This is a genomic window from Phenylobacterium haematophilum (assembly GCF_014196295.1).
Taxonomy (GTDB): Bacteria; Pseudomonadota; Alphaproteobacteria; order Caulobacterales; family Caulobacteraceae; genus Phenylobacterium; species Phenylobacterium haematophilum.
On sequence record NZ_JACIDK010000003.1, the window covers coordinates 433,076 to 451,579 of the forward strand.

The 18,504-nt window shown below is 67.8% G+C and carries 19 protein-coding genes; 7 read left to right on the forward strand and 12 right to left on the reverse strand.

The annotated features are described in order from the left end of the window. Positions 1-148: 148 nt before the first annotated feature. From GGQ61_RS12930 to GGQ61_RS12960, 7 genes are all read right to left on the reverse strand, one after another. Complete coding sequence (locus GGQ61_RS12930) at positions 149-613, reverse strand: carboxymuconolactone decarboxylase family protein (protein ID WP_183773388.1); 465 nt, start codon at positions 611-613, stop codon at positions 149-151. A 78-nt stretch (positions 614-691) separates the two neighbouring features. Then, a complete protein-coding gene (locus GGQ61_RS12935) occupies positions 692-907 on the reverse strand; it encodes a hypothetical protein (RefSeq protein WP_183773390.1) in 216 nt (71 codons plus the stop codon). Positions 908-928: 21 nt separating this feature from the next. Beyond that, positions 929-2,269, reverse strand: coding sequence for an MFS transporter (locus GGQ61_RS12940; protein ID WP_246370829.1), 1,341 nt, complete (start codon positions 2,267-2,269; stop codon positions 929-931). Between the two features lie 197 nt (positions 2,270-2,466). After that, positions 2,467-4,731, reverse strand: a complete 2,265-nt coding sequence (locus GGQ61_RS12945; RefSeq protein WP_246370837.1) for a TonB-dependent receptor — start codon at positions 4,729-4,731, stop codon at positions 2,467-2,469. A 68-nt stretch (positions 4,732-4,799) separates the two neighbouring features. Next, entirely contained in the window at positions 4,800-7,055 is a 2,256-nt protein-coding gene (locus GGQ61_RS12950) for a xanthine dehydrogenase family protein molybdopterin-binding subunit (protein WP_183773392.1), read from the reverse strand. Next, positions 7,052-7,522, reverse strand: a complete 471-nt coding sequence (locus tag GGQ61_RS12955) for a (2Fe-2S)-binding protein (protein WP_183773394.1) — start codon at positions 7,520-7,522, stop codon at positions 7,052-7,054. The genes GGQ61_RS12950 and GGQ61_RS12955 overlap by 4 nt, the downstream gene beginning before the upstream one ends. A gap of 83 nt (positions 7,523-7,605) precedes the next feature. Next, positions 7,606-8,340: a hypothetical protein gene (locus GGQ61_RS12960; RefSeq protein WP_183773396.1), complete on the reverse strand. Its 735-nt coding sequence runs from the start codon at positions 8,338-8,340 to the stop codon at positions 7,606-7,608. Between the two features lie 82 nt (positions 8,341-8,422). Between GGQ61_RS12960 and GGQ61_RS12965 the strand changes: the two genes are divergently transcribed. Beyond that, the gene (locus tag GGQ61_RS12965) at positions 8,423-9,637 is read left to right on the forward strand and encodes a putative DNA modification/repair radical SAM protein (RefSeq protein WP_183773398.1); all 1,215 of its coding nucleotides are present in this window, start codon (positions 8,423-8,425) and stop codon (positions 9,635-9,637) included. After that, the gene (locus GGQ61_RS12970; protein WP_183773400.1) at positions 9,637-11,067 is read left to right on the forward strand and encodes a UdgX family uracil-DNA binding protein; all 1,431 of its coding nucleotides are present in this window, start codon (positions 9,637-9,639) and stop codon (positions 11,065-11,067) included. Before GGQ61_RS12965 ends, GGQ61_RS12970 begins: the two co-directional genes overlap by 1 nt. Here GGQ61_RS12970 and GGQ61_RS12975 read toward each other — a convergent pair. Next, a complete protein-coding gene (locus GGQ61_RS12975) occupies positions 11,064-11,717 on the reverse strand; it encodes a TetR/AcrR family transcriptional regulator (RefSeq protein ID WP_343056135.1) in 654 nt (217 codons plus the stop codon). The two genes, GGQ61_RS12970 and GGQ61_RS12975, sit on opposite strands and share 4 nt — an antisense overlap. 60 nt (positions 11,718-11,777) lie before the next feature. Next, positions 11,778-12,953 carry a vWA domain-containing protein gene (locus GGQ61_RS12980; RefSeq protein WP_183773404.1) on the reverse strand — a complete coding sequence of 392 codons (1,176 nt, stop codon included), beginning with the start codon at positions 12,951-12,953 and terminating at the stop codon, positions 11,778-11,780. 297 nt (positions 12,954-13,250) lie between these two features. Between GGQ61_RS12980 and GGQ61_RS12985 the strand changes: the two genes are divergently transcribed. After that, on the forward strand, positions 13,251-14,039 hold the full coding sequence (locus GGQ61_RS12985) for an ABC transporter ATP-binding protein (RefSeq protein WP_343056136.1): 789 nt from the start codon (positions 13,251-13,253) through the stop codon (positions 14,037-14,039). 1 nt (position 14,040) lies between these two features. On the opposite strand, the gene GGQ61_RS12990 is transcribed toward GGQ61_RS12985, so the two are convergent. The 3 genes from GGQ61_RS12990 to GGQ61_RS13000 form a co-directional block, all read right to left on the reverse strand. Further along, the gene (locus GGQ61_RS12990; RefSeq protein WP_183773407.1) at positions 14,041-14,418 is read right to left on the reverse strand and encodes a MerC domain-containing protein; all 378 of its coding nucleotides are present in this window, start codon (positions 14,416-14,418) and stop codon (positions 14,041-14,043) included. A gap of 90 nt (positions 14,419-14,508) precedes the next feature. After that, positions 14,509-15,000, reverse strand: coding sequence for a recombinase family protein (locus GGQ61_RS12995; protein ID WP_183773408.1), 492 nt, complete (start codon positions 14,998-15,000; stop codon positions 14,509-14,511). A gap of 154 nt (positions 15,001-15,154) precedes the next feature. Next, positions 15,155-15,688, reverse strand: a complete 534-nt coding sequence (locus GGQ61_RS13000) for a GNAT family N-acetyltransferase (protein WP_183773409.1) — start codon at positions 15,686-15,688, stop codon at positions 15,155-15,157. A 37-nt stretch (positions 15,689-15,725) separates the two neighbouring features. Between GGQ61_RS13000 and GGQ61_RS13005 the strand changes: the two genes are divergently transcribed. The 4 genes from GGQ61_RS13005 to GGQ61_RS13020 all read left to right on the forward strand — a co-directional run bounded on the left by GGQ61_RS13005 (position 15,726) and on the right by GGQ61_RS13020 (position 18,497). Continuing rightward, positions 15,726-16,649 carry a histone deacetylase family protein gene (locus GGQ61_RS13005; RefSeq protein WP_183773410.1) on the forward strand — a complete coding sequence of 308 codons (924 nt, stop codon included), beginning with the start codon at positions 15,726-15,728 and terminating at the stop codon, positions 16,647-16,649. A 41-nt stretch (positions 16,650-16,690) separates the two neighbouring features. Then, a complete protein-coding gene (locus GGQ61_RS13010) occupies positions 16,691-17,308 on the forward strand; it encodes a phosphoglycerate mutase family protein (RefSeq protein ID WP_183773411.1) in 618 nt (205 codons plus the stop codon). Between the two features lie 66 nt (positions 17,309-17,374). Then, complete coding sequence (locus tag GGQ61_RS13015; RefSeq protein ID WP_183773412.1) at positions 17,375-17,617, forward strand: exodeoxyribonuclease VII small subunit; 243 nt, start codon at positions 17,375-17,377, stop codon at positions 17,615-17,617. Between the two features lies 1 nt (position 17,618). Beyond that, a complete protein-coding gene (locus GGQ61_RS13020; RefSeq protein WP_183773414.1) occupies positions 17,619-18,497 on the forward strand; it encodes a polyprenyl synthetase family protein in 879 nt (292 codons plus the stop codon). Positions 18,498-18,504 lie beyond the last annotated feature (7 nt).

Here is an 18,504-nt window from a genome sequence, read left to right on the forward strand (position 1 = left end):
TTTCTCGTCATGGCCGGGCCGGCAGGTCCAGGCCATCCATAGAAGCCGAGCCTTGCCGAATACCGCCTGCGCCTATGGATCCCCGGCGCGCATACGCGGCTGGGGATGACGATCAGGGGAAGCCGGGTCAGGAGCTGCCGGATTCGCTTTAGGCCGCTTTTTCGGCCACCCATTTGCGCGGGTGCTGGCTGCGGAAGCCGACGGCCAGCCGGTTCCAGACGTTGATGGCGCCGATCAGCATGGTCAGCTTCACGGCTTCGGCCTCGTCGAAGTGCTCGCGCATCGTCGCATAGTCGGCGTCCGGGGCGCGAGTCTGGGCGATGAGGGTCAGGGAGTCGGTCCAGATCAGGGCCGCCTTCTCGCGGGGGGTGAACAGGGAGCTCTCCCACCACGCCGAGAGCAGATACAGCCGCTCCTCGCTTTCGCCATGGGCGCGGGCGTCGCGGGTGTGCATGTGGATGCAGAAGGCGCAGCCGTTGATCTGCGAGGCGCGGGTCTTCACCAGCTCGATCAGGCTGTGTTCGAGACCGGAAGACACCACCGCCGTTTCGAGGGCGGTCATGGCCGAGATCATTTCCGGCGCGGCGGCGTAGGGGTTCAGGCGAGCAGACATGGGGAGGTCCTGTGCTGGGGGTTCAGCAACAGGACGCGCGGGGCCTGGGTCGTGTGACACGGCCCGGCGAAAAACGCCCTAGAGCACTCGCGGCAGGACGAAGATCGCCAGCAGCACCAGGATCACCAGGATCAGGATCGGCCCGGCGTGCTTGCGCCCGCCGAGCATCGAGCCGCCCGTCTTGGCCTGGCGGGCGGCCTTCTCGCGGGCGGCCTTCGCCGCCGCCTCGCGAGCCTGGACGGCCTTTCGATGCTGGGAGAGGTCGACGACCTCGGGATCCTTCTCGGGCTTCATGCCGTCCGATCTAGCACGCCTTTAGAGCGAGGCCATCCGCGCCGTGCGCGGCTCCTTCACAACGGTGAGAAGGATCAGCAGACCGACCACCAGGAAGCCGATCGATGCGCCGAACACGACGTTGAAGCCGTAGTGGTCGGCGATGAAGCCGCCGGCCAGCGGACCGAGCGAAGCCATGATGCCCTCGGCGGTGGAGGAGATGGCGATCCGCATCGGCATCTCGGCCCGCGAGCCGAACTCCAGGATCATCGTCTGGGCCGCCATCATGTAGCCGGACTGGGCCGCGCCGAGCCCGAAGAAGGCCAGGAACACCGCCCACGGGGCGTGGTTCAGCATCAGCAGGGCGGTCGCCAGCGTCCAGGCGAACAGCGAGACCGCCAGCACCAGCTTGAAGCCGGTCTTGTCGCCCAGATAGCCCCAGACCAGGTTCGACAGGGTGTCGGCGCCGAGGAAGGCGAGGCTGAGCAGGCCGAGCGTCATGCCATCCAGCTTCATCGTGGACGAGACGAAGATGATGTAGAACGGCGTGGCGATCCGGCTGGCCGTGGCGACCATCTGCACGACCAGGAACCAGGCGTAGCCCTTGTCCGACATGATCAGCGCCGGGAAGTCCTTGAGCCGGTCGCGGAACCGCGCCTGGGCCGGCAGGTTCGGAGGCTCAGGCTCCTTGAGCAGGATCTGCAGCGCCCAGAGGCCCATGCTGGTCAGGAAGGCGGCGAGCGCGAAGGTGGTCGCGTAGCCGTTGCCGAAGACGTTGCCCTCGATCAGGTATTTGCCCGCCGCCCATGCAAGGGCGGCGGCTATGAGCCCGCCGGTGGCGTTGCGCCAAGCCTGCAGGCGGCCGCGGCGGCTGAGCGGGATGACCTTGGCCATCAGCAGCCCGAACACCACCCGCTGGGTGCCCATGAACAGCCCGAACAGGAACATCAGGACCATCATCGTGACGACGAGGGACTGGCCCTTCAGAAACCAGCCGGCCAGGGCCATGCCGATGATCTGGACGCGGGCCAGGCCGCCCATCCAAACGGCGGCAGGCATCACCTTGCTGCGGTGTTCGATCTGGGTGGCGCCGAAGATCGGCGAGATCACGCTGCCGACCTGCTGCAGCGCCAGGCCGAGCCCGACGATGGTGTTCGATCCGGAGATCATGTGCAGGTAGGCGGGGAGGAAGGTCGGGGCGTTGATCAACCTGAACCCGGTCATGCCCAGCATGCCGTGCAGGTAGTTGCCGATGTAATTGCGCTTCAGGTTGTCCCAGACGAACTTCTCGTAGGCGGCTTCCTTCTCCGCCAGGGTGAGTTCGACAGGGGCGTCTTCAGACGCGGCGTCTGCCGCGTCCTGCCTTGAAATATGTGCTTCCAATCGCGTCCCGCCCGCGCACGGATCGCTAAATGGGTCGCGCGGGCGACTCCCTAATCATTACGGCTAAATTTTATGCCGACCGTCGTACCAGAGTCCGATACTGCGGGGGAAGGGGCGCGCGCGGCCCAGAGCGCAATCGGGCTTCGATAGAATCTGATCGCGCTCTGAGCTTTTTGGATTTGTAGAACGCTACCTCGTCACCAACGGGTTTCGAGGACCGCGCCGAAGACGCGCGGCGCGCCGTACATGGCGCGGTTGAGGGTCGGCTGGCGGAACTGGACGTACTCTTCGTCCAGCAGGTTGGTCGCGTAGGCGGCCAGGGTCCAGCGTTCGGCCTGGTAGCCGATCTTGCCGCCGAGCAGGGTGCGAGCGTCGAGCTTGTTGGCGCTCTGGGTCGGGCCCGAGACTCCGTAGGACTTGCTGCGGTAACCAGCGTCGAGGTTCACGAACACGCCGTTGTCCCAGCGATAGGCGCCGCCGAGGTTCCAGGTCCACTCCGGAGCGAAGGCGAACTCGCTGCCCGACAGGTCGATGGTCGTCGTGCCGGCGCGGATCGTGAAGTCGTCGAACTCGGTATGGCTGTAGCCGACCGAGCCATAGATGTCCCAGGCGGCCGACGGGCGGTAGGCCGCTTCCAGCTCGGCCCCGTAGAGGGTCGAGGCGCCTGCGTTTTCGGTCTGGTAGTCGTAGGGCGTGGCGCTGAGGTTCACGACCACCTGCTGGTCGGTCCAGTCGACGTAGTAGGCGTTGGCGTTGACCGTCAGGGCGCCGTCGAGCCAGCTGGTGCGGGCGGCGATCTCGTAGTTCCAGGTGTACTCCGGATCGTAGGGCACGACCGCCGAGCGGATGACGTTGATGTTCGCGCCGCCCGAGCGGTAGCCGCGCTGAGCCACGAAGCTCAGCGAGGCGTCCTCGGTGAGGTCGTACTTGAGGCCGAGCTTGGGCAGGAACGCCTCGAAGGTGCGCGAGGTGTCCGGCTGGTTGGCGGTGGCCTGGGCGACGTAGAGGCCGACGACCTGATTCAGGCCGGCGATCACGGGGGCCAGGGTCCCGAATGCGGCCGGGTTCGGATAGGTCCCGGCGAAGCGCGTGGTCTGGGCCACCGACAGGGTGTTCTCTTCGCGGTCATAGCGGAAGCCGGCCAGCAGCGAGAGCTGCGGCGTCAGCTGGTAGCGGCCGTCGGCGAAGAGGGCGACCGTCTGGATCTCTTCCGGGGCGCGGCCGGCGAAGTCGACCGAGACCGCCGGCAGGGCCGCGACATAGGCGTTGGCCGCGGCGTTGGCGGTGGCCGCCGGCAGGTTGAACGGCGCGCTCATCAGCACGCCCAGCAGGGTCGCGCGCGGCGTGGCCAGGGCGTTGCGGGTGGCGACCGCGAAGTCGCGGTCGCGGTCGGCGTAGTAGACGCCGGCCAGGCCCGAGAGGCGCTCGCCTTCGTAATGCAGCCGCAGTTCCTGCGAAAACGAGCGGTCGAGGTCGTCTTCCTGGCCGTAGGCGATCGAGGCCGGGCCGCCGTCCATGTCGAACAGGCTGGCGCTGCGCACCTTGCTCCAGGCGGTCACCGAGGTGAGTTTCAACTGGTCGGAGAGGGCGTAGTCGGCGTTGACCGTCAGGATGTCGGAGGTGCTGCGGGTCTGGCCCGGATAGTCGCTGGTGGCGACGCGGGCGCCGGCCGGGTCCGGCACGTCTGAGCGCGAGTAGCTGTAGATGTAGCCGCCCTTGTGCCGGTTGTGCAGCACGCTGGCGCGCACGGTCAGGTCGGGCAGGGCCGAGGGGGTGAACAGCAGCTTGCCGCGGACAGTAGTCGACAGCAGCGGGTCTTCCTCGGTCTTGCGGGTCGCGTTGTAGGTGAAGCCTTCGGACTCGCGGTCCTCGAACGACAGGCGGAAGGCCAGCTGGTCGGCGACGATCGGGCCGCCGGCGGCGAAGGCGAGGATGCGGGACTCGTCGTCGGCCACGTCGGCGCGGGCCACGCCGCTCCAGGTCCAGGTCGGGTCGTTGCTGCGCAGGACGATGGCGCCGGCGAGCGTGTTGCGGCCCTGGAGGGTCGATTGCGGGCCGCGCAGGATTTCGGCCTGGGCGATGTCCCACATGTCCAGCGGGCCGGCCGCCACCGCGCGGTCGGGCAGGGCCGCACCGTCGAGATAGACCGTGGCCAGGCCGCCGCTGCCGCCGCCCGAGACGCCGTTGTTGGCGACGCCGCGGATCGTGAAGCCGAAGCCCTGATAGGTCTGGCCGACGTTGGCGGCCTGGTTCACCAGGTCGCTCAGGTCGCGGACGTTGCGGGCGTCGAGGTCGCGCTCAGTGAACAGTGCGACGCTGGCGACGGTGTCCTGCAGGCTGCGGTCAGCCTTCTCGCCGGTGACGATCAGCTCCTCGACCTGCGGCGCGTCTGCGGCGAACGCGGCGCTGGAGGACAGGAGCGCGGCGACGGCCGCGCCGCCGACGAGAAGAAGGCGATGCATCAGGGCTTTCCGGTATCTGCTACGCGCCAAGAGGGGGGAGGCGCGGCCCGGAGATAGCCCGTCGCGGGTTAAGACTTGGTCTTCAAGGCGTTGAGCACGTCCTCGGAGCGGATCGGCAGGTGGCGGACCCGCGCCCCGCTCGCGTTGAAGATCGCGTTGCCGATCGCCGGCCCGACGACCGTGGTCGCTGGTTCGCCCAGCCCGACCGGGACCTCGGCGCTCTCGATGAATTCGATATCGAGCTCGGGCACGTCGGCCATCCGCAGCGGCGTGTAGCCGTCGAGGTTGGTGTCACGCGGCGCGCCGTTCTCGAACTCGGTGCCTTCGAATAGGGCCAGACTCATGCCCCAGAGCGCCGCGCCCTCCATCTGCGCCAGGGCGCCTTCGGGCGAGACGATGGTCCCCGCATCGGCGACGAGGGTCAGCTTCTCGACCTTCACCGCCCCGCTGGCGGCGTCGACCCTGACCCGGGCGGCGCAGGCGACCCAGGTCGGCATGTCGCGTTCCTGGCCGAAGGTGGTGGCGATGCCCAGGCCCGTGCCCTTGGGCAGGGATTGGCCCCAGCCGGCCTTGGCGGCGAGGCGCGAGAGCACGGCGGCCTGGCGCTTGGCGCCGCCGACCGAGTTGGGCGGGGTCCCGGCGTTGCGGCCGGCGCCGTCCAGCATGGCCAGGCGGAAGGCCAGAGGGTCCTTGCCGACCGACTGGGCCGCCTCGTCCATGAAGCACTCGACCGCCCAGTTGGTCCAACCGGGGCCGACCGAGCGCAGCCAGCCCGGGCGGAAGGCGCGGTTGGCCAGGTCGTTGGGCACCGCGCGCACGCGCTGGGCGCCGACGCTGTACCAGTGGTTGGCGCCGCTGATCGCGAAGGGGTCGTAGGCGACGTCATTCGCGCCCTTGGGCATGAAGAACGGGGCCATGACCTGGGTCGGCCAGCCGGCGCAGGCGGCGTGGTCCATGGCGGTCACGCGGCCGCCCTCGCCGAACGCCATCTTCACGACCTGGACCGAGGGCGAGCGGAAGGAGTCGAAGCGGCTGTCGTCGGCCCGGGTGCAGACCATCTTCACCGGCCGGCCGAGCGCCTTGGCGGCGAGCGCGGCCGGCACCGCATAGTCGCCGTTGAGCCGCCGGCCGAAGCCGCCGCCGAGCAGATAGGTCTTCAGGACGATCTTGTCCTCTGGGACGCCGAGCGCCTTGGAGAGCCACGGCAGCACCAGCGACTGCCACTGGTTGCCGGTGTGGATCTCGTAGGAGCCGTCCTTGTTGGCGATGGCCAGGGCGTTCACCGGCTCGAGCTGAAAATGCAGGGCGCTGGCGGTGGTGTAGGTCCGCTCCAGCTTGGTCTTGGCGGCGGCGAAGGCGGCGTCGACGCCCGGGTCCTCGACCACCAGCGCGCCGGCCTTGGGATCGGCGATCAGGGCGCTGGCGCGTTTCTGGAGGTCGGCCTCGGAGGTCTTGTCGGTGTCGCCCGAGCTCCACTCGACCTTGACCAGTTCGCATGCGGCGTCGGCGGCGACGAAGCTCTCGGCGATGACCATCGCCCAGCCCGGGACGGTGCCGGACGGATCGTCGAGGGTGATGGTCTTGAGGTAGCCTGGCACCGCCTTGGCGGCGCTGTCGTCGACCGAGACGACCTTGGACTCGTTGCGCGTCGGCGGGATCTTCGGCCGGGCGTAGACCATGCCGTCGATCTTGGCGTCGATGCCGAACTTGCCCGAGCCGTCGACCTTCTCGGCGATGTCGAGCTGGGCCGAGGGCTTGCCGACCAGCCGGCGCTCGGCGGCCTTCTTGATCGGCATCTTGCCGAGTTCGTCGGCGGTGAAGCTGCGCTTCAAATTGCCGCGGGCGACGATGTCGCCGTAGCCGATCGACTTGCCGCCGCCGCTGACGACGCTGTTGGCCGCCGTGCAGGACTTCGGATCGACGCCGAGCAGCTTGGCGCCTTCCTCGATCAACACCATTCGGCCGGCGGCGCCGGCCTGGCTCATGAGCGGATAGCTCTGCCAGACCGACCAACTACCGCCGGTGACCATCAGGCCCCACTTGGCGGCGGAGTCCACGTGATTGATGCGGACCTTCGACCAGTCGGCTTCGAGTTCGTCGGCGACGATGCGGGCGATGGCGGTGCCGACGTGCTGGCCCATCTCGGCCCGGATCACGTTGACGGTGACGATCCCGTCGCGGCCGATCGAGTACCAGATGGTCGGCTCGAAATCGCCGGCCGCGGCGGCCGCCTCGTCCGGCCCCACGGTGAAGGTCATGGCCGCGCCGGTTGCGGCGATCGCGGCCAGGAAGCCGCGGCGGGAGAGGGGAGCGACGGCGTTCATGCCTTGGCGCCTTGCATCTTTGCGGCGGCCAGCTTGATGGCCTTCTTGATCCGCACGTAGGACATGCAGCGGCAGAGGTTGCCGTTCATCGCGTCGTCGATCTGGGCGTCGGTCGGGTTGGGCGTCGACTTCAGCAGCGCCGCAGCCGACATGATCTGGCCCGACTGGCAGTAGCCGCACTGCGGGGCCTGGGCTTCGATCCAGGCCAGCTGCAGCGGGTGGCGGCCGCTGGGGTCGAGGCCTTCGATGGTGGTGATCGCATGGCCGGCGATGGAGCTGACCGGGGTGATGCAGGAGCGCACCGGCTCTCCGTCCAGGTGTACGGTGCAGGCGCCGCAGCCGCCGATGCCGCAGCCGAACTTGGCGCCGGTCAGGCCGAGTTCGTCGCGGATCGCCCAGAGCAGCGGAGAGTCGTCCGGGCCTTTGACCGTGACCTCGCGGCCATTGAGTTTGAACGTCGTCGCCATGCAGCCCAAAGCCTCCATGCGTCCCCCGACAACACCGGTACGGGACGCCAAGCTCGGCCGGGGCGCAACTAATTTTTTGACGCCTAGGCGTCCCACAACAGCGGCTCGGCGGTCATGGCGCCGACGAGCTCCATGATCCGCTCCAAGGGGATGCAGCGGCCGAGGCGCTCGGTCTCGTAGGTGGCCACATATATGCCGATCCATTGCATGAGCGTGCGGTCGCCGCGTTCGGCCCGCAAGGCGACGGGCCCCCCCGAGCAGCCCGCCCCGCCGATGCCGTCGACATGGAAGGCGTAGGGGTTGAGCCGATAGTCGCTGGCCAGGGTGAAGCCGCGCGCGATAGGCGCCTCGCGCAGGATCGCCGCGCCGCCGGGAAAACCATAGATCATCCCCGCCGAACCGGTGGTCAGCGGCAATCCCTCGCGTAGCACGTCGTAGTCTCCGAAGCGTCCGGTCCAGTTGATCGCCTGGGGCTGACTGCGCAGCCGCACGGGCACGCCGGCGATGTCGAGCGAGGCGTTGTCGGGGTCCTGGTGCCAGCGGAAGCGCGGCGTGCGGCCATCGTAGAGCGGGACGCTGATCCCCAGCGCCGCGCAGTCGAGGTCGTACGCGTAGGTTTCGGCCCAAGTCCCTTCTGTGCCCCGGTTCTTGAAGTAGAAGGTGTTGGGACGCAGCAGGCAGTGCAGCGCGGTCAGGATGATGTAGCGGTCGGCCCCGACGTGGAACAGGAATCCCGAAAACACCTGGTGGGGCTCCCCGCTCTTGAGGCGGGTGGCAAGGCGCGGCGTAGCCTGTGCGAAGGGGTCGATCAGATCCATGTGCGAACGCTAGGCTGCGACAGCCGGTGCGTCGAGCGTCTCGGCCCTCGACAGAACAAAAATAGAACATTAACGTGCGCGGATGGCCGTCCTCAGCCTCAAGCGCAAGCTTTCGATCCTCTCCGATGCGGCCAAGTACGACGCGTCCTGCGCCTCTTCAGGGACGTCCCGTCGCGACTCGGTCGGCGGCCGCGGCGTCGGGTCGACCGAGGGCATGGGGATCTGCCACGCCTACGCGCCGGACGGGCGCTGCATCAGCCTGCTGAAGATCCTGCTGACCAACTTCTGCGTCTATGACTGCGCCTACTGCGTCAATCGGGTCAGCTCGAACACGCCGCGGGCGCGGTTCTCCGTCCAGGAGGTCGTGGACCTCACGCTGGGCTTCTACAAGCGCAACTATATCGAGGGGCTGTTCCTCTCGTCGGGCATCATTCGCAGCGCCGACTACACGATGGAGGAGATGGTCCGGGTCGCGCGCGCCCTGCGCGAGGACCACGACTTTCGCGGATATATCCACCTGAAGCTCATCCCGGAGGCTTCGCCGGCGCTGGTGAACGAGGCGGCGCTCTATGCCGACCGGCTGTCGATCAACATCGAACTGCCGCGCGATGACAGCATCGCCTCGCTGGCCCCGGAGAAAGACGCGCGCCGCATCCGCAAGGCGATGGGGGCGGTGCGGCTGGGCATCGAGGCGGCGTCCGAACCGGCGCGCACCGCGGCGCCGCCGAAGTACGCGCCGGCCGGGCAGTCGACGCAGATGATCGTCGGCGCGGACGGGGCCTTCGACGGGGAGATTCTCTCGCGCAGCGCTGGACTGTACGGGGCCTATGGACTGCGCCGGGTCTACTATTCGGCCTATAGCCCGATCCCGGACACCACCGCGCGCCTGCCGCCGGCGCGGCCGCCGCTGGCCCGCGAGCACCGGCTCTACCAGGCCGACTGGCTGATGCGGTTCTACGGCTTCGCGGCCGGCGAGATCGCCGCCGACGGGGAGAACCTCGACCTTGAACTCGATCCCAAGCACGCGTGGGCGCTGCGCCACCGCGGGGCGTTTCCGGTGGACCTCAACACGGCTGACCGCGAGCAGATGCTTCGGGTGCCGGGCCTCGGCGTCACGGCCGTCGACAAGTTGCTGGTGCTGCGCCGGCGCAAGCGGCTCCGCCTGGAAGACGTGCGGCGGCTGAGCCGTGGCTCCAAGACTTCGCAGCCATTCATCGTGGTCGACGACTGGCGGCCAACGCGATTGGCGGACCAGGAAGACCTGCGGCCGGCGCCGACCCAGCTGAGTCTCTTCTGATGAAGGTTGTGCGGCTCGCCTCGGAAATCGACTTCGACGGCTGGAGACTGGCCGCGCGGGCGCTTCGATCGGCGGGAACACAGCCGCAGGACGTGATCTGGACGGTGGACGGCGAGGGCGATCTGTTCGGCGAGGAGGCCCGGCAGCCTGGCGCAGGGCCTCCGGCCTTCACCGTGCCGCGAGCATTCGTCGACCTAGCTCAGGAGGTGGTGATGCACCGCTCGGGCGAGCGGTTTGCGCTGCTATACCGGCTGCTGTGGCGGCTGGGGGACGCGCCGGAGCTGCTCGACCTGGCGTCGGATCCCGACGTCGCCCGCGCCCGCGACATGGCCCGGGCGGTGTCCCGGGCGGCGCACAAGATGAAGGCCTTCGTGCGCTTCCGGCTGGTCGAGGACGCGGCTGAAGAGACTTATGTCGCCTGGTTCGAGCCCGCCCATCGGGTGACGCAGGCGACGGCCCCGTTCTTCCAGCGGCGGTTCGCCAATATGTGCTGGTCGATCCTGACCCCCGACGTCTGCGCGCACTGGGACCGCAGCCGGCTCAGCTTCACCCCCGGGGCCGATCCCGCCGACGCGCCACGCGAGGATGCGCTCGAGGAGTACTGGCGCACCTACTACGCCTCGATCTTCAACCCGGCGCGGCTGAAGACGGCGGCGATGCAGCGGGAGATGCCCAAGCGCTACTGGCGGAACCTGCCCGAGGCGCTGCTCATTCCTGAACTGGTCGCCACCGCGGAGGCGCGCGCCGATAATATGGTCCGCCAGCAACCAACCGAGCCCAGCCGCCGCGTCGTGCGCCAAGCCCAGCGGCTGTCGCGCGACGGCTCCTTCGAGGAGGGCGCGCCCGCGACGCTGGAGGAGGTGGCGGCGGGCGTCGATTTCTGCCGCCGCTGCGAGCTCTGGCGCGATGCGACCTACGGCGTCGCCGGCGAAGGTCCGGGCAAGGCGCGCCTAATGCTGGTCGGCGAGCAGCCGGGCGATCAGGAAGACCTGGCGGGCAGGCCGTTCGTCGGGCCGGCGGGCCGCGTTCTCGACGAGGCGCTGGAAGCCGCCGGCGTTCCGCGGGCGGAGACCTATGTCACCAACGCGGTGAAGCACTTCCGGCACGAACTGCGCGGCAAGCGGAGGATCCACCAGACCCCGAGCGCAGGCCATGTCTCGGCTTGTCGCTGGTGGCTGGACGCCGAGCGTCGGATCGTGCGTCCGCGGGTGATCGTGGCGTTGGGCGCGACGGCCGCGCTGGGCGTGTTCGGCAAGCCGGTTGCGATCGGCAAGTCTCGCGGCCAAGCCTTGCAGTTGGCGGACCAGGCGCAGGGCGTCGTGACCTATCACCCGTCCTACCTGCTGCGCGTGCCGGACGCGGAGACGAAGGCGCAGGCTTACGCCGCTTTCGTCGAAGACTTGAAGTTCGCCTGGAAGCTGGCCGGCTAGGCTTTGAAGCCGGCCTCGGCGAAGTCGAGCATCCGGGTCAGCAGGGCGGCGGTGTCGCCCTCGCGCGTCGCGCCGTCTGACAGCACGTGCAGGCGGTCGAATTCGGCGAAGCGGTTGTTATGGACCATGCCCAGGCAGAAGTGCAGCCGCCAGTAGACGGTCTCGGGCGGCAGGTCAGGACGAGCCTTGATCAGGGCGTCGGCGAAGCGGGCGAGGTGGCTGACGTCCTTGGCCAGCGCCTCGCGCATTTCCTCGGTCCCCTCGCTGCGCGAGCGGATGATGAACTGGATCGAGATGCGGCGGTCGTTCTCCGGAGAGCCCCAGCGCAGCGGCGGGGCGAACAGCGCCTCGAGGATGTCGCGAACCGGCGGGGCGCCATGATGGCGGTCGTTCGCCTCGTGCAGCATCCGGGCGCGTTCGCGGTTCAGCTCCGCGGTCCGGCGCCGGAAGATCTCGAACAGCAGGGCGTCCTTGGAGCCGAAGTGATAGTTCACCGAGGCGAGGTTGACGCCGGCGTCGGCGGTGATGTCGCGCACCGAGACGTTCTGGAAGCCGTGCAGGGCGAACAAGCGTTCTGCGGCGCAGAACACCGCGGCCTTGGTGGCGGCTTCGTTGGTCTCTTCGGGTTCGTTGGCCTGAGCCGTGTCCACGGGCGAATCTCTCATACGTTACGACAGCTTAGCAGGTCGCACGCGATGGGCGATGCGGCGCTAGCGCGCGAGCTCCCGCATCGCCTTGTCGAGACCCTCGATGGTCAGCGGGAACATGCGGTCGCCCACCAGCTGCTTCATCACCTCGATCGAGGGAGTGTAGTCCCAGTGGCGCTCGGCCGTCGGGTTCAGCCACACCACGTGTTCGTAAATCTGGGCCACGCGGTCCATCCAGATCGCGCCAGCTTCCTCGTTCCAGTGCTCCACAGAGCCGCCCGGATAGGTGATCTCGTAGGGGCTCATTGTCGCGTCGCCGACGAAGATCACCTTGTAGTCGCTGGAGTACTTGTGGAGGATGTCCCAGGTGTTCAGCTTCTCGGTATGGCGACGGCGGTTGTCCTTCCACACGCTCTCATAGAGGCAGTTGTGGAAGTAGTAGAATTCCATGTTCTTGAATTCTGACCGCGCGGCCGAGAACAGCTCCTCGCAGACCTTGATGTGGCTGTCCATCGAGCCGCCGATGTCGAAGAAGATCAGCACGCTGATCTTATTGCGGCGTTCCGGGCGCAGCTGGATGTCCAGGTAGCCCTTCTCGGCGGTGCCCTTGATGGTGCCCGGCAGGTCCAGTTCGTCGGCGGCGCCGTCGCGGACCCATTTGCGCAGCCGGCGCAGGGCGACCTTGATGTTGCGGGTGCCGAGCTCGACGGCGTCGTCGAGGTTCTTGAACTCGCGCTTGTCCCAGACCTTCACGGCCTTGCCGTGGCGGCCCTTGTCCTGGCCGATGCGCACGCCTTCCGGATGATAGCCGTTGGCGCCGAACGGCGAGGTGCCGCCGGTGCCGATCATCTTGTTGCCGCCTTCGTGGCGTTCCTTCTGTTCCTTCAGCCGCTCGGCCAGGGCTTCCATCAGCTTGTCGAAGCCGCCCATGGCCTCGATCTGGGCCTTTTCCTCTTCCGTCAGGAACTTCTCGGAGAGCTTGCGCAGCCATTCGGCCGGAATATCGGCGACGCCTTCGCCTTCAACCTTCTCCACGCCCTTGAACACGTGGCTGAAGACCTGGTCGAACTTGTCGAGGTTCTTTTCGTCCTTCACCAGGGCAGAGCGCGAAAGGAAGTAGAAGTCCTCGACCGAACGGTCGATGACGACCTTGTCCAGCGCCTCCATGAGCATCAGGTACTCTTTCAGCGTCACCGGCACCTTGGCTTCGCGCAGCTCGGTGAAAAAGCGCATGAACATGGGCAAGCTTCCCGCTGGGAGACGAACAGACGTTTGACTTCGAAAGATGGGGCCGGAGATCGCCGTTGTCCAGCATGCCCTTGCGTTGCGACGCCCCGACGTAGCCGAGCCCGCGGCGTCTAGGGTCTCTACCCAATATGCGGCGCCTGGATTGGGACCCTAACATTCCGCTGCACGCCTTGAATGCGTGGGAATGGCCGAATACAGTTTTAACGAAATAAGTTAGAACAAGTCACGTAACAAACGATGATTGCGACTCGACGCAGGTGGCTGGCGGCGACGCGGACGGGGTCGACCGTGCGGCCGATCACGGCCGGGCTGGAGGTCGTGCCCAGCCCGAACGACTCACGCGACCCTCTGGTCGCGGTCCGGGTCGAGGAGCTGACCCTGCGCTTTCCGGTCTACGGCGCTGACCGATCCCTGAAGAAGCACCTGGCGAGAGCCGCGGTGGGCGGCGCGCTCAGCAACGGCGGTCGGATCGTCACGGCGCTGCAGGGCGTCAGTTTCGAGCTGCAGCCGGGCGACCGACTCGGTCTCGTCGGCCACAACGGTTCGGGTAAGACCACCCTGCTGCGTGCGTTGGCCGGCGCCTACGAGCCGGATGATGGGCTGGTCGCGGTTGACGGGCGGATCGCCTCGCTGCTGGACCTCAGCCTCGGCATCGATCCGTCGGCGACGGGCTTCGACAACATCCGGCTGCGCGGTATGATCGCGGGCCTCACGCGCCGCGAGGTCGAGGAGCGGCTGCCTGAGATCGCCGAGTTCTCAGGCCTGGGGCAGTTCCTGGAGATGCCGCTGAAGACCTATTCCGCCGGGATGCAAGCGCGGCTGGCCTTCGCCGTGGCGACGTCGGTGGAGGCGGACGTGCTGCTGATGGATGAATGGATCGCGGTCGGCGACGCCGATTTCCGCGACCAGGCCCACCGGCGCCTGCAGCAACTGGTCGAGCGTGCGGGGATTCTGGTGCTGGCTTCGCATGATCCGATGACCCTGCGGACCTACTGCAACAAGGTCATGCGCATCGATGCGGGCGTCGCCTCGCCGATCGTCGAGATCGACGGTTTCGACGCCCTGATGGCGGCCTGATTTAGTCGGGCTTGCCTGCGCAGTTGTGCCGATGACGCCAGTTGGCGATGTGTGCGCCGGCCAGCAGCAGGCTGCCGGCGACGGTGATCGGCGTTTCGGCCTCGTGGCTCGGCCAGTGGGCGACGCCCAGCGCCATGAGCGACAGGCCGGCCAGCGACAGCAGGATCACCACCGGCGACTGACCCCTGCGCCAGAGGGCTAGAGTCGACATCGGCGCGGCCAGGCCAATGGCGACCGCATGCACCCACTCGGCCTCCGCCCAGGTCGCCACGACTGGGGAGAAGGCGGCGACGAGGGGGAGGGCCAGGCAGTGGGCCAGGCAGAGGCCGGACAGGCTGATGGCCGAGGCGTCCAGGAGGGAACTAGGGGCAGATTTCAAGCGTCCCTCCGCTGCGGCCGCAACCGTCGCGGCAGAGGTAATGTAATATTATAACGTTTCGCTTTCAAGCCCCCATGCTACGGGCGCCGCTCAGACCGCCGCTTCCTTGAGCTTGCGCCAGACCGTCATGCGCGAGACGCCCAGCCGGCGGGCGATCTCGACAGGGCCGACGCCGGCCGCCTGCAGGGCGCGGATGTCGGCGGCGGGCGCGCCGCGGCGGCGACGGTTCCATGGGGGTTCGACCGAGGCGACGGCCTCCAGCGCTGCGCGCAGGGCGCGGCCGCCTTCGCCCAGGCTGCTGACGTTCGACTCGGCTACGAACAGGCTCGCGCCGCGCACTTCCAGCCGCTCGATCACGTCGAGCACTTCGCGCGTGCAGGTGGCGAGGTGGTTGAGGCGGGTGACGACCAGCTGATCGCCCTCGGAGATAAAGTCGAGGATCGACATGAGCACGGACGAGCAGTCCGCGCCCGGGCCGGCCGACTCTTCAGCGCGCACGACGTGGCAGCCAATAGATTTCAGCGTCGCAGTATCGTCAGCGGAGCGCGCATCGCGCAGCCTGACATATCCGATTTTGAGCATCCCACCCGTCGCGTGCAGCTACGTCGATGATTGCCGGGAAGTTCGCAAATGCGAGCGTCAGCGTCAAAGTCCCCGACGTTAAATCGCAGCAATATTTCTCTAAGCGGACGATAAAATTCAGCACAGCTGGCAAGCCCCGCCCAAAAATTCGCCCCTAGGTGGAGAATCCTTGCGCAGCACGCCGCAGAATGAGTTCGTGGTCGACCGTGCCGCCCACCCGGAAGCCATACTCGCCGACCCGTTCGAACCCGTGGCGCATGTAGAATCTCTGGGCGCCCAGGTTCTCCGACCATACCCCGATCCAGAGGTCGCGCGGCCCTTCGCGCTCCAGCCAGGCCATAACCTTTGAGAACAGCCGTCCGCCCGTACCGCCGCCCTGCCAGTCCTTCAGCAGGTAGAAGCGCTTGAGCTCGCCGCAGGCGGCGGTGACCTCCGGGTGCGGCAGGTCGCAGGGGCCGGCGAGGGCATAGCCGACCGCCTGGCCGTCGGCCTCGACCAGCCATTGGGCCTTGGCCGGGTCGGCGAGATCGGCGAGGGTCTTCTCGAGGCCGTAGGCCTGGGCGAGGAAGTCCGCGAGGTCCTGCGGCGGATAGAGATGGGCGAAGGTCTCGGCGAACGTCCGCGCCCCCAGGTCGGACAAAACCTGAGCGTCGGAACGGTCTGCGCGGCGTATCGTCGGTTGTAGCATTCGGGTTCCAACTAAGCCGGGTTAGGCTGCGATTCGCATGGATATGGCCCTCTACACCCATCTTGAGATGCTGGACCACCGGCCGGGCGAATGGCATCCGGAGCGGCCGGAGCGGTTGAGCTCGGTGCTGGGCGCGCTGGGCGACAGCGATCTGAAGCTCGATCGACGGGAGGCGCCGCTGATCGCGCGGGCCGATCTGGAGCTCGCCCACCGCGGTGCTTATGTCCAGGCCGTGATCGACAGCGCCCCTAAGCAGGGCATGCTGCAGCTGGACGACGACACCTACATGTCGGCCGGGAGTCTGAATGCGGCGTTGCGGGCGGCGGGCGGCGTGGTCGAGGCCGCGCGCGAGGTGGCCGCGGGCCGCATTGAGCGGGCGTTCTGCGCGGTGCGGCCGCCGGGCCACCATGCGGAGCCGGCGCTGCCGATGGGGTTCTGCATTTTTTCGAACGTCGCCCTGGCCGCGCGCGCCGCGCAGCTGGCCGGGATCAGGCGCGTGGCGGTCGTGGACTTCGATGTCCACCATGGCAACGGCACCCAGGCGGCCCTGGGCGGGCAGGACGACCTGTTCTTCGCGTCGGTCCAGCAATGGCCGTTGTGGCCGGGCAGCGGCCACCCTTCTGAGGTCGTCCCGGGCAATATCCGGAACGCCGTGGTGCCGCCGAACGCGCCGCGCGAGCTGTGGCGCAAGGAGTTCGAGGGGCTGCTGACCCATGTCGACGCCTTCGCGCCGGAATTGATTCTGATCTCGGCAGGGTTCGACGCCCATGCCCGCGACCCGATCGGCGATTCGAGCCAGAACCTCGAAGCCGAGGATTTCGCCTGGGCGACCCGTGCGATCATGAGTCTTGCCCGGACCCATAGTCGCGGGCGGGTTGTTTCCTCGCTCGAGGGCGGGTACGACCTGGAGGCTCTAGGCCGTTCTGCGCTTGCGCACGTACAGGCACTTTCGCAGGGGTGAGGGCGAAGGCCGGGTTGCAAGACTCCTGGCCATTGGATGACATGGCCGACGCTTTGACCGCCGACCTTCCGAAATCGACCGCTATGCGCCCTGGGGCGATCGTGCTTGCACGCCACGGCGAGCCGGACATTCACCGCAAGGTGATGCTGAACGTGCATGGCTACCGCGACTACTGGAGCCGCTACGAACAGCTGGGCATCCGGCCGGGCCAGACGCCGCCGGCGGCGCTGATCGAACAGACGGCCCGGGCCGGCGTGATCATCTCGTCGGTCCGCAATCGTTCCATCGAGAGCGCCCTGGCCCTGGCCGCGGGCCGCGAGTTCGACCGCACGCCGCTGTTCGTCGAAGCTCCGCTGCCGCCGCCGCACTTTCCCGGCTTCGTGCGTATGTCGCCCAAGATCTGGGGCTTCATCGCCCGGTTCTGGTGGTGGTTCTTCAATCACCACGACGGCCAGGAGACTCGCCGGGAGGCGGAAAAGCGGGCCGATCAGGCCGCCGACCTGATCATCGACCTGGCGGCCGACGGCGAGGACGTCGTGGTGCTGGCGCACGGCTTCTTCAACTTCATGGTGGGGCGCGCGCTGCGCCGGCGCGGCTGGCGCCTGACGGCCAATCAGGGCTGGAAGTACTGGTCCACGCGGCGCTACGAGCGATCCTGACGACGCTCGAAACGTTGCGGGCCGGGGCGCCGGTCACTAACCTGCTAGCTTCTCAAGGAAATCGGAATGGCCGACGCCGCTGACATTGACGCGCTCTCCTTCGAGCAGGCCCTGGCTGAGCTGGAACGCATCGTCGGCCAGCTGGAGTCGGGCCAGGCGCCGCTGGAGCAGTCCATCGAGCTGTACGAGCGCGGCGCGCTCCTGAAGGCGCACTGCGAGAAGCGGCTGGAAGCCGCGCGCCTGCGGGTCGAGAAGATCGTGGTGGGCGCCAACGGCCAGGCCGGCGCCGAACCCGCCGAGTTCAACTGACATGGCGCTCGCCAGGCGCGTGGCGGAGGCCGCCGACCTCGTGACGGTGGCGCTCGATCAGTTGCTTCCGCGGGTCGAGGGGCCGGAGCAGCGGTTGACCGAAGCCATGCGCTATGCGGCGCTGGGGCCGGGAAAGCGCCTGCGCCCGTTCTTCGCCATCGAGACCGGCCGCATGTTCGACCTAGAGGATCGCCCGGTCTTGCGCGCCGCGTGCGCGCTGGAATGCATTCACGCCTACAGTCTGATCCATGACGATCTGCCGTGCATGGACGACGACGACATGCGCCGCGGCCGACCGACCGTGCACAAGGCTTACGACGAAGCTACGGCGGTGCTGGCGGGCGACTCGCTGCAGACGGCGGCCTTCGAAATCCTCGCCGATCCCGACACCCATCACGACGGCGCGGTGCGCGCCGAAATGGTGCTGAAGCTGGCCCAGGCCGGCGGCGCCCGCGGCATGTGCGGCGGCCAGATGATCGACATGCTGGGCGTTCGCGACGACCTCGGCGCGGTGGCCCGCATGCAGCGCCTCAAGACAGGCGCCCTGATCGCGGTCTCGTTCGAACTGCCGCTGATCATGGCCCATGCGGGCGAGGCCGAGCGCCACGCCCTGATGGCCTTCGCTCAGGACATAGGTCTGGCCTACCAGATCGCCGACGATCTGCTGGACGTCGACGGCGACAGCGCCGTGCTGGGCAAGAAGGCCGGCAAGGACGCCGAGAAAGGCAAGGCGAACTACGTGACCCTGCTGGGTGCGGACGCCGCTCGCGAACGACTGGCCCTGCTCGCCGAGCAAACCAAGTCGCACCTTGATCCGTTTGGTCAACAGGCCGATTTCCTGCGGGCCAGTGTGGATTTCGTGCTAGATCGCCGGAATTAGTTCGAGA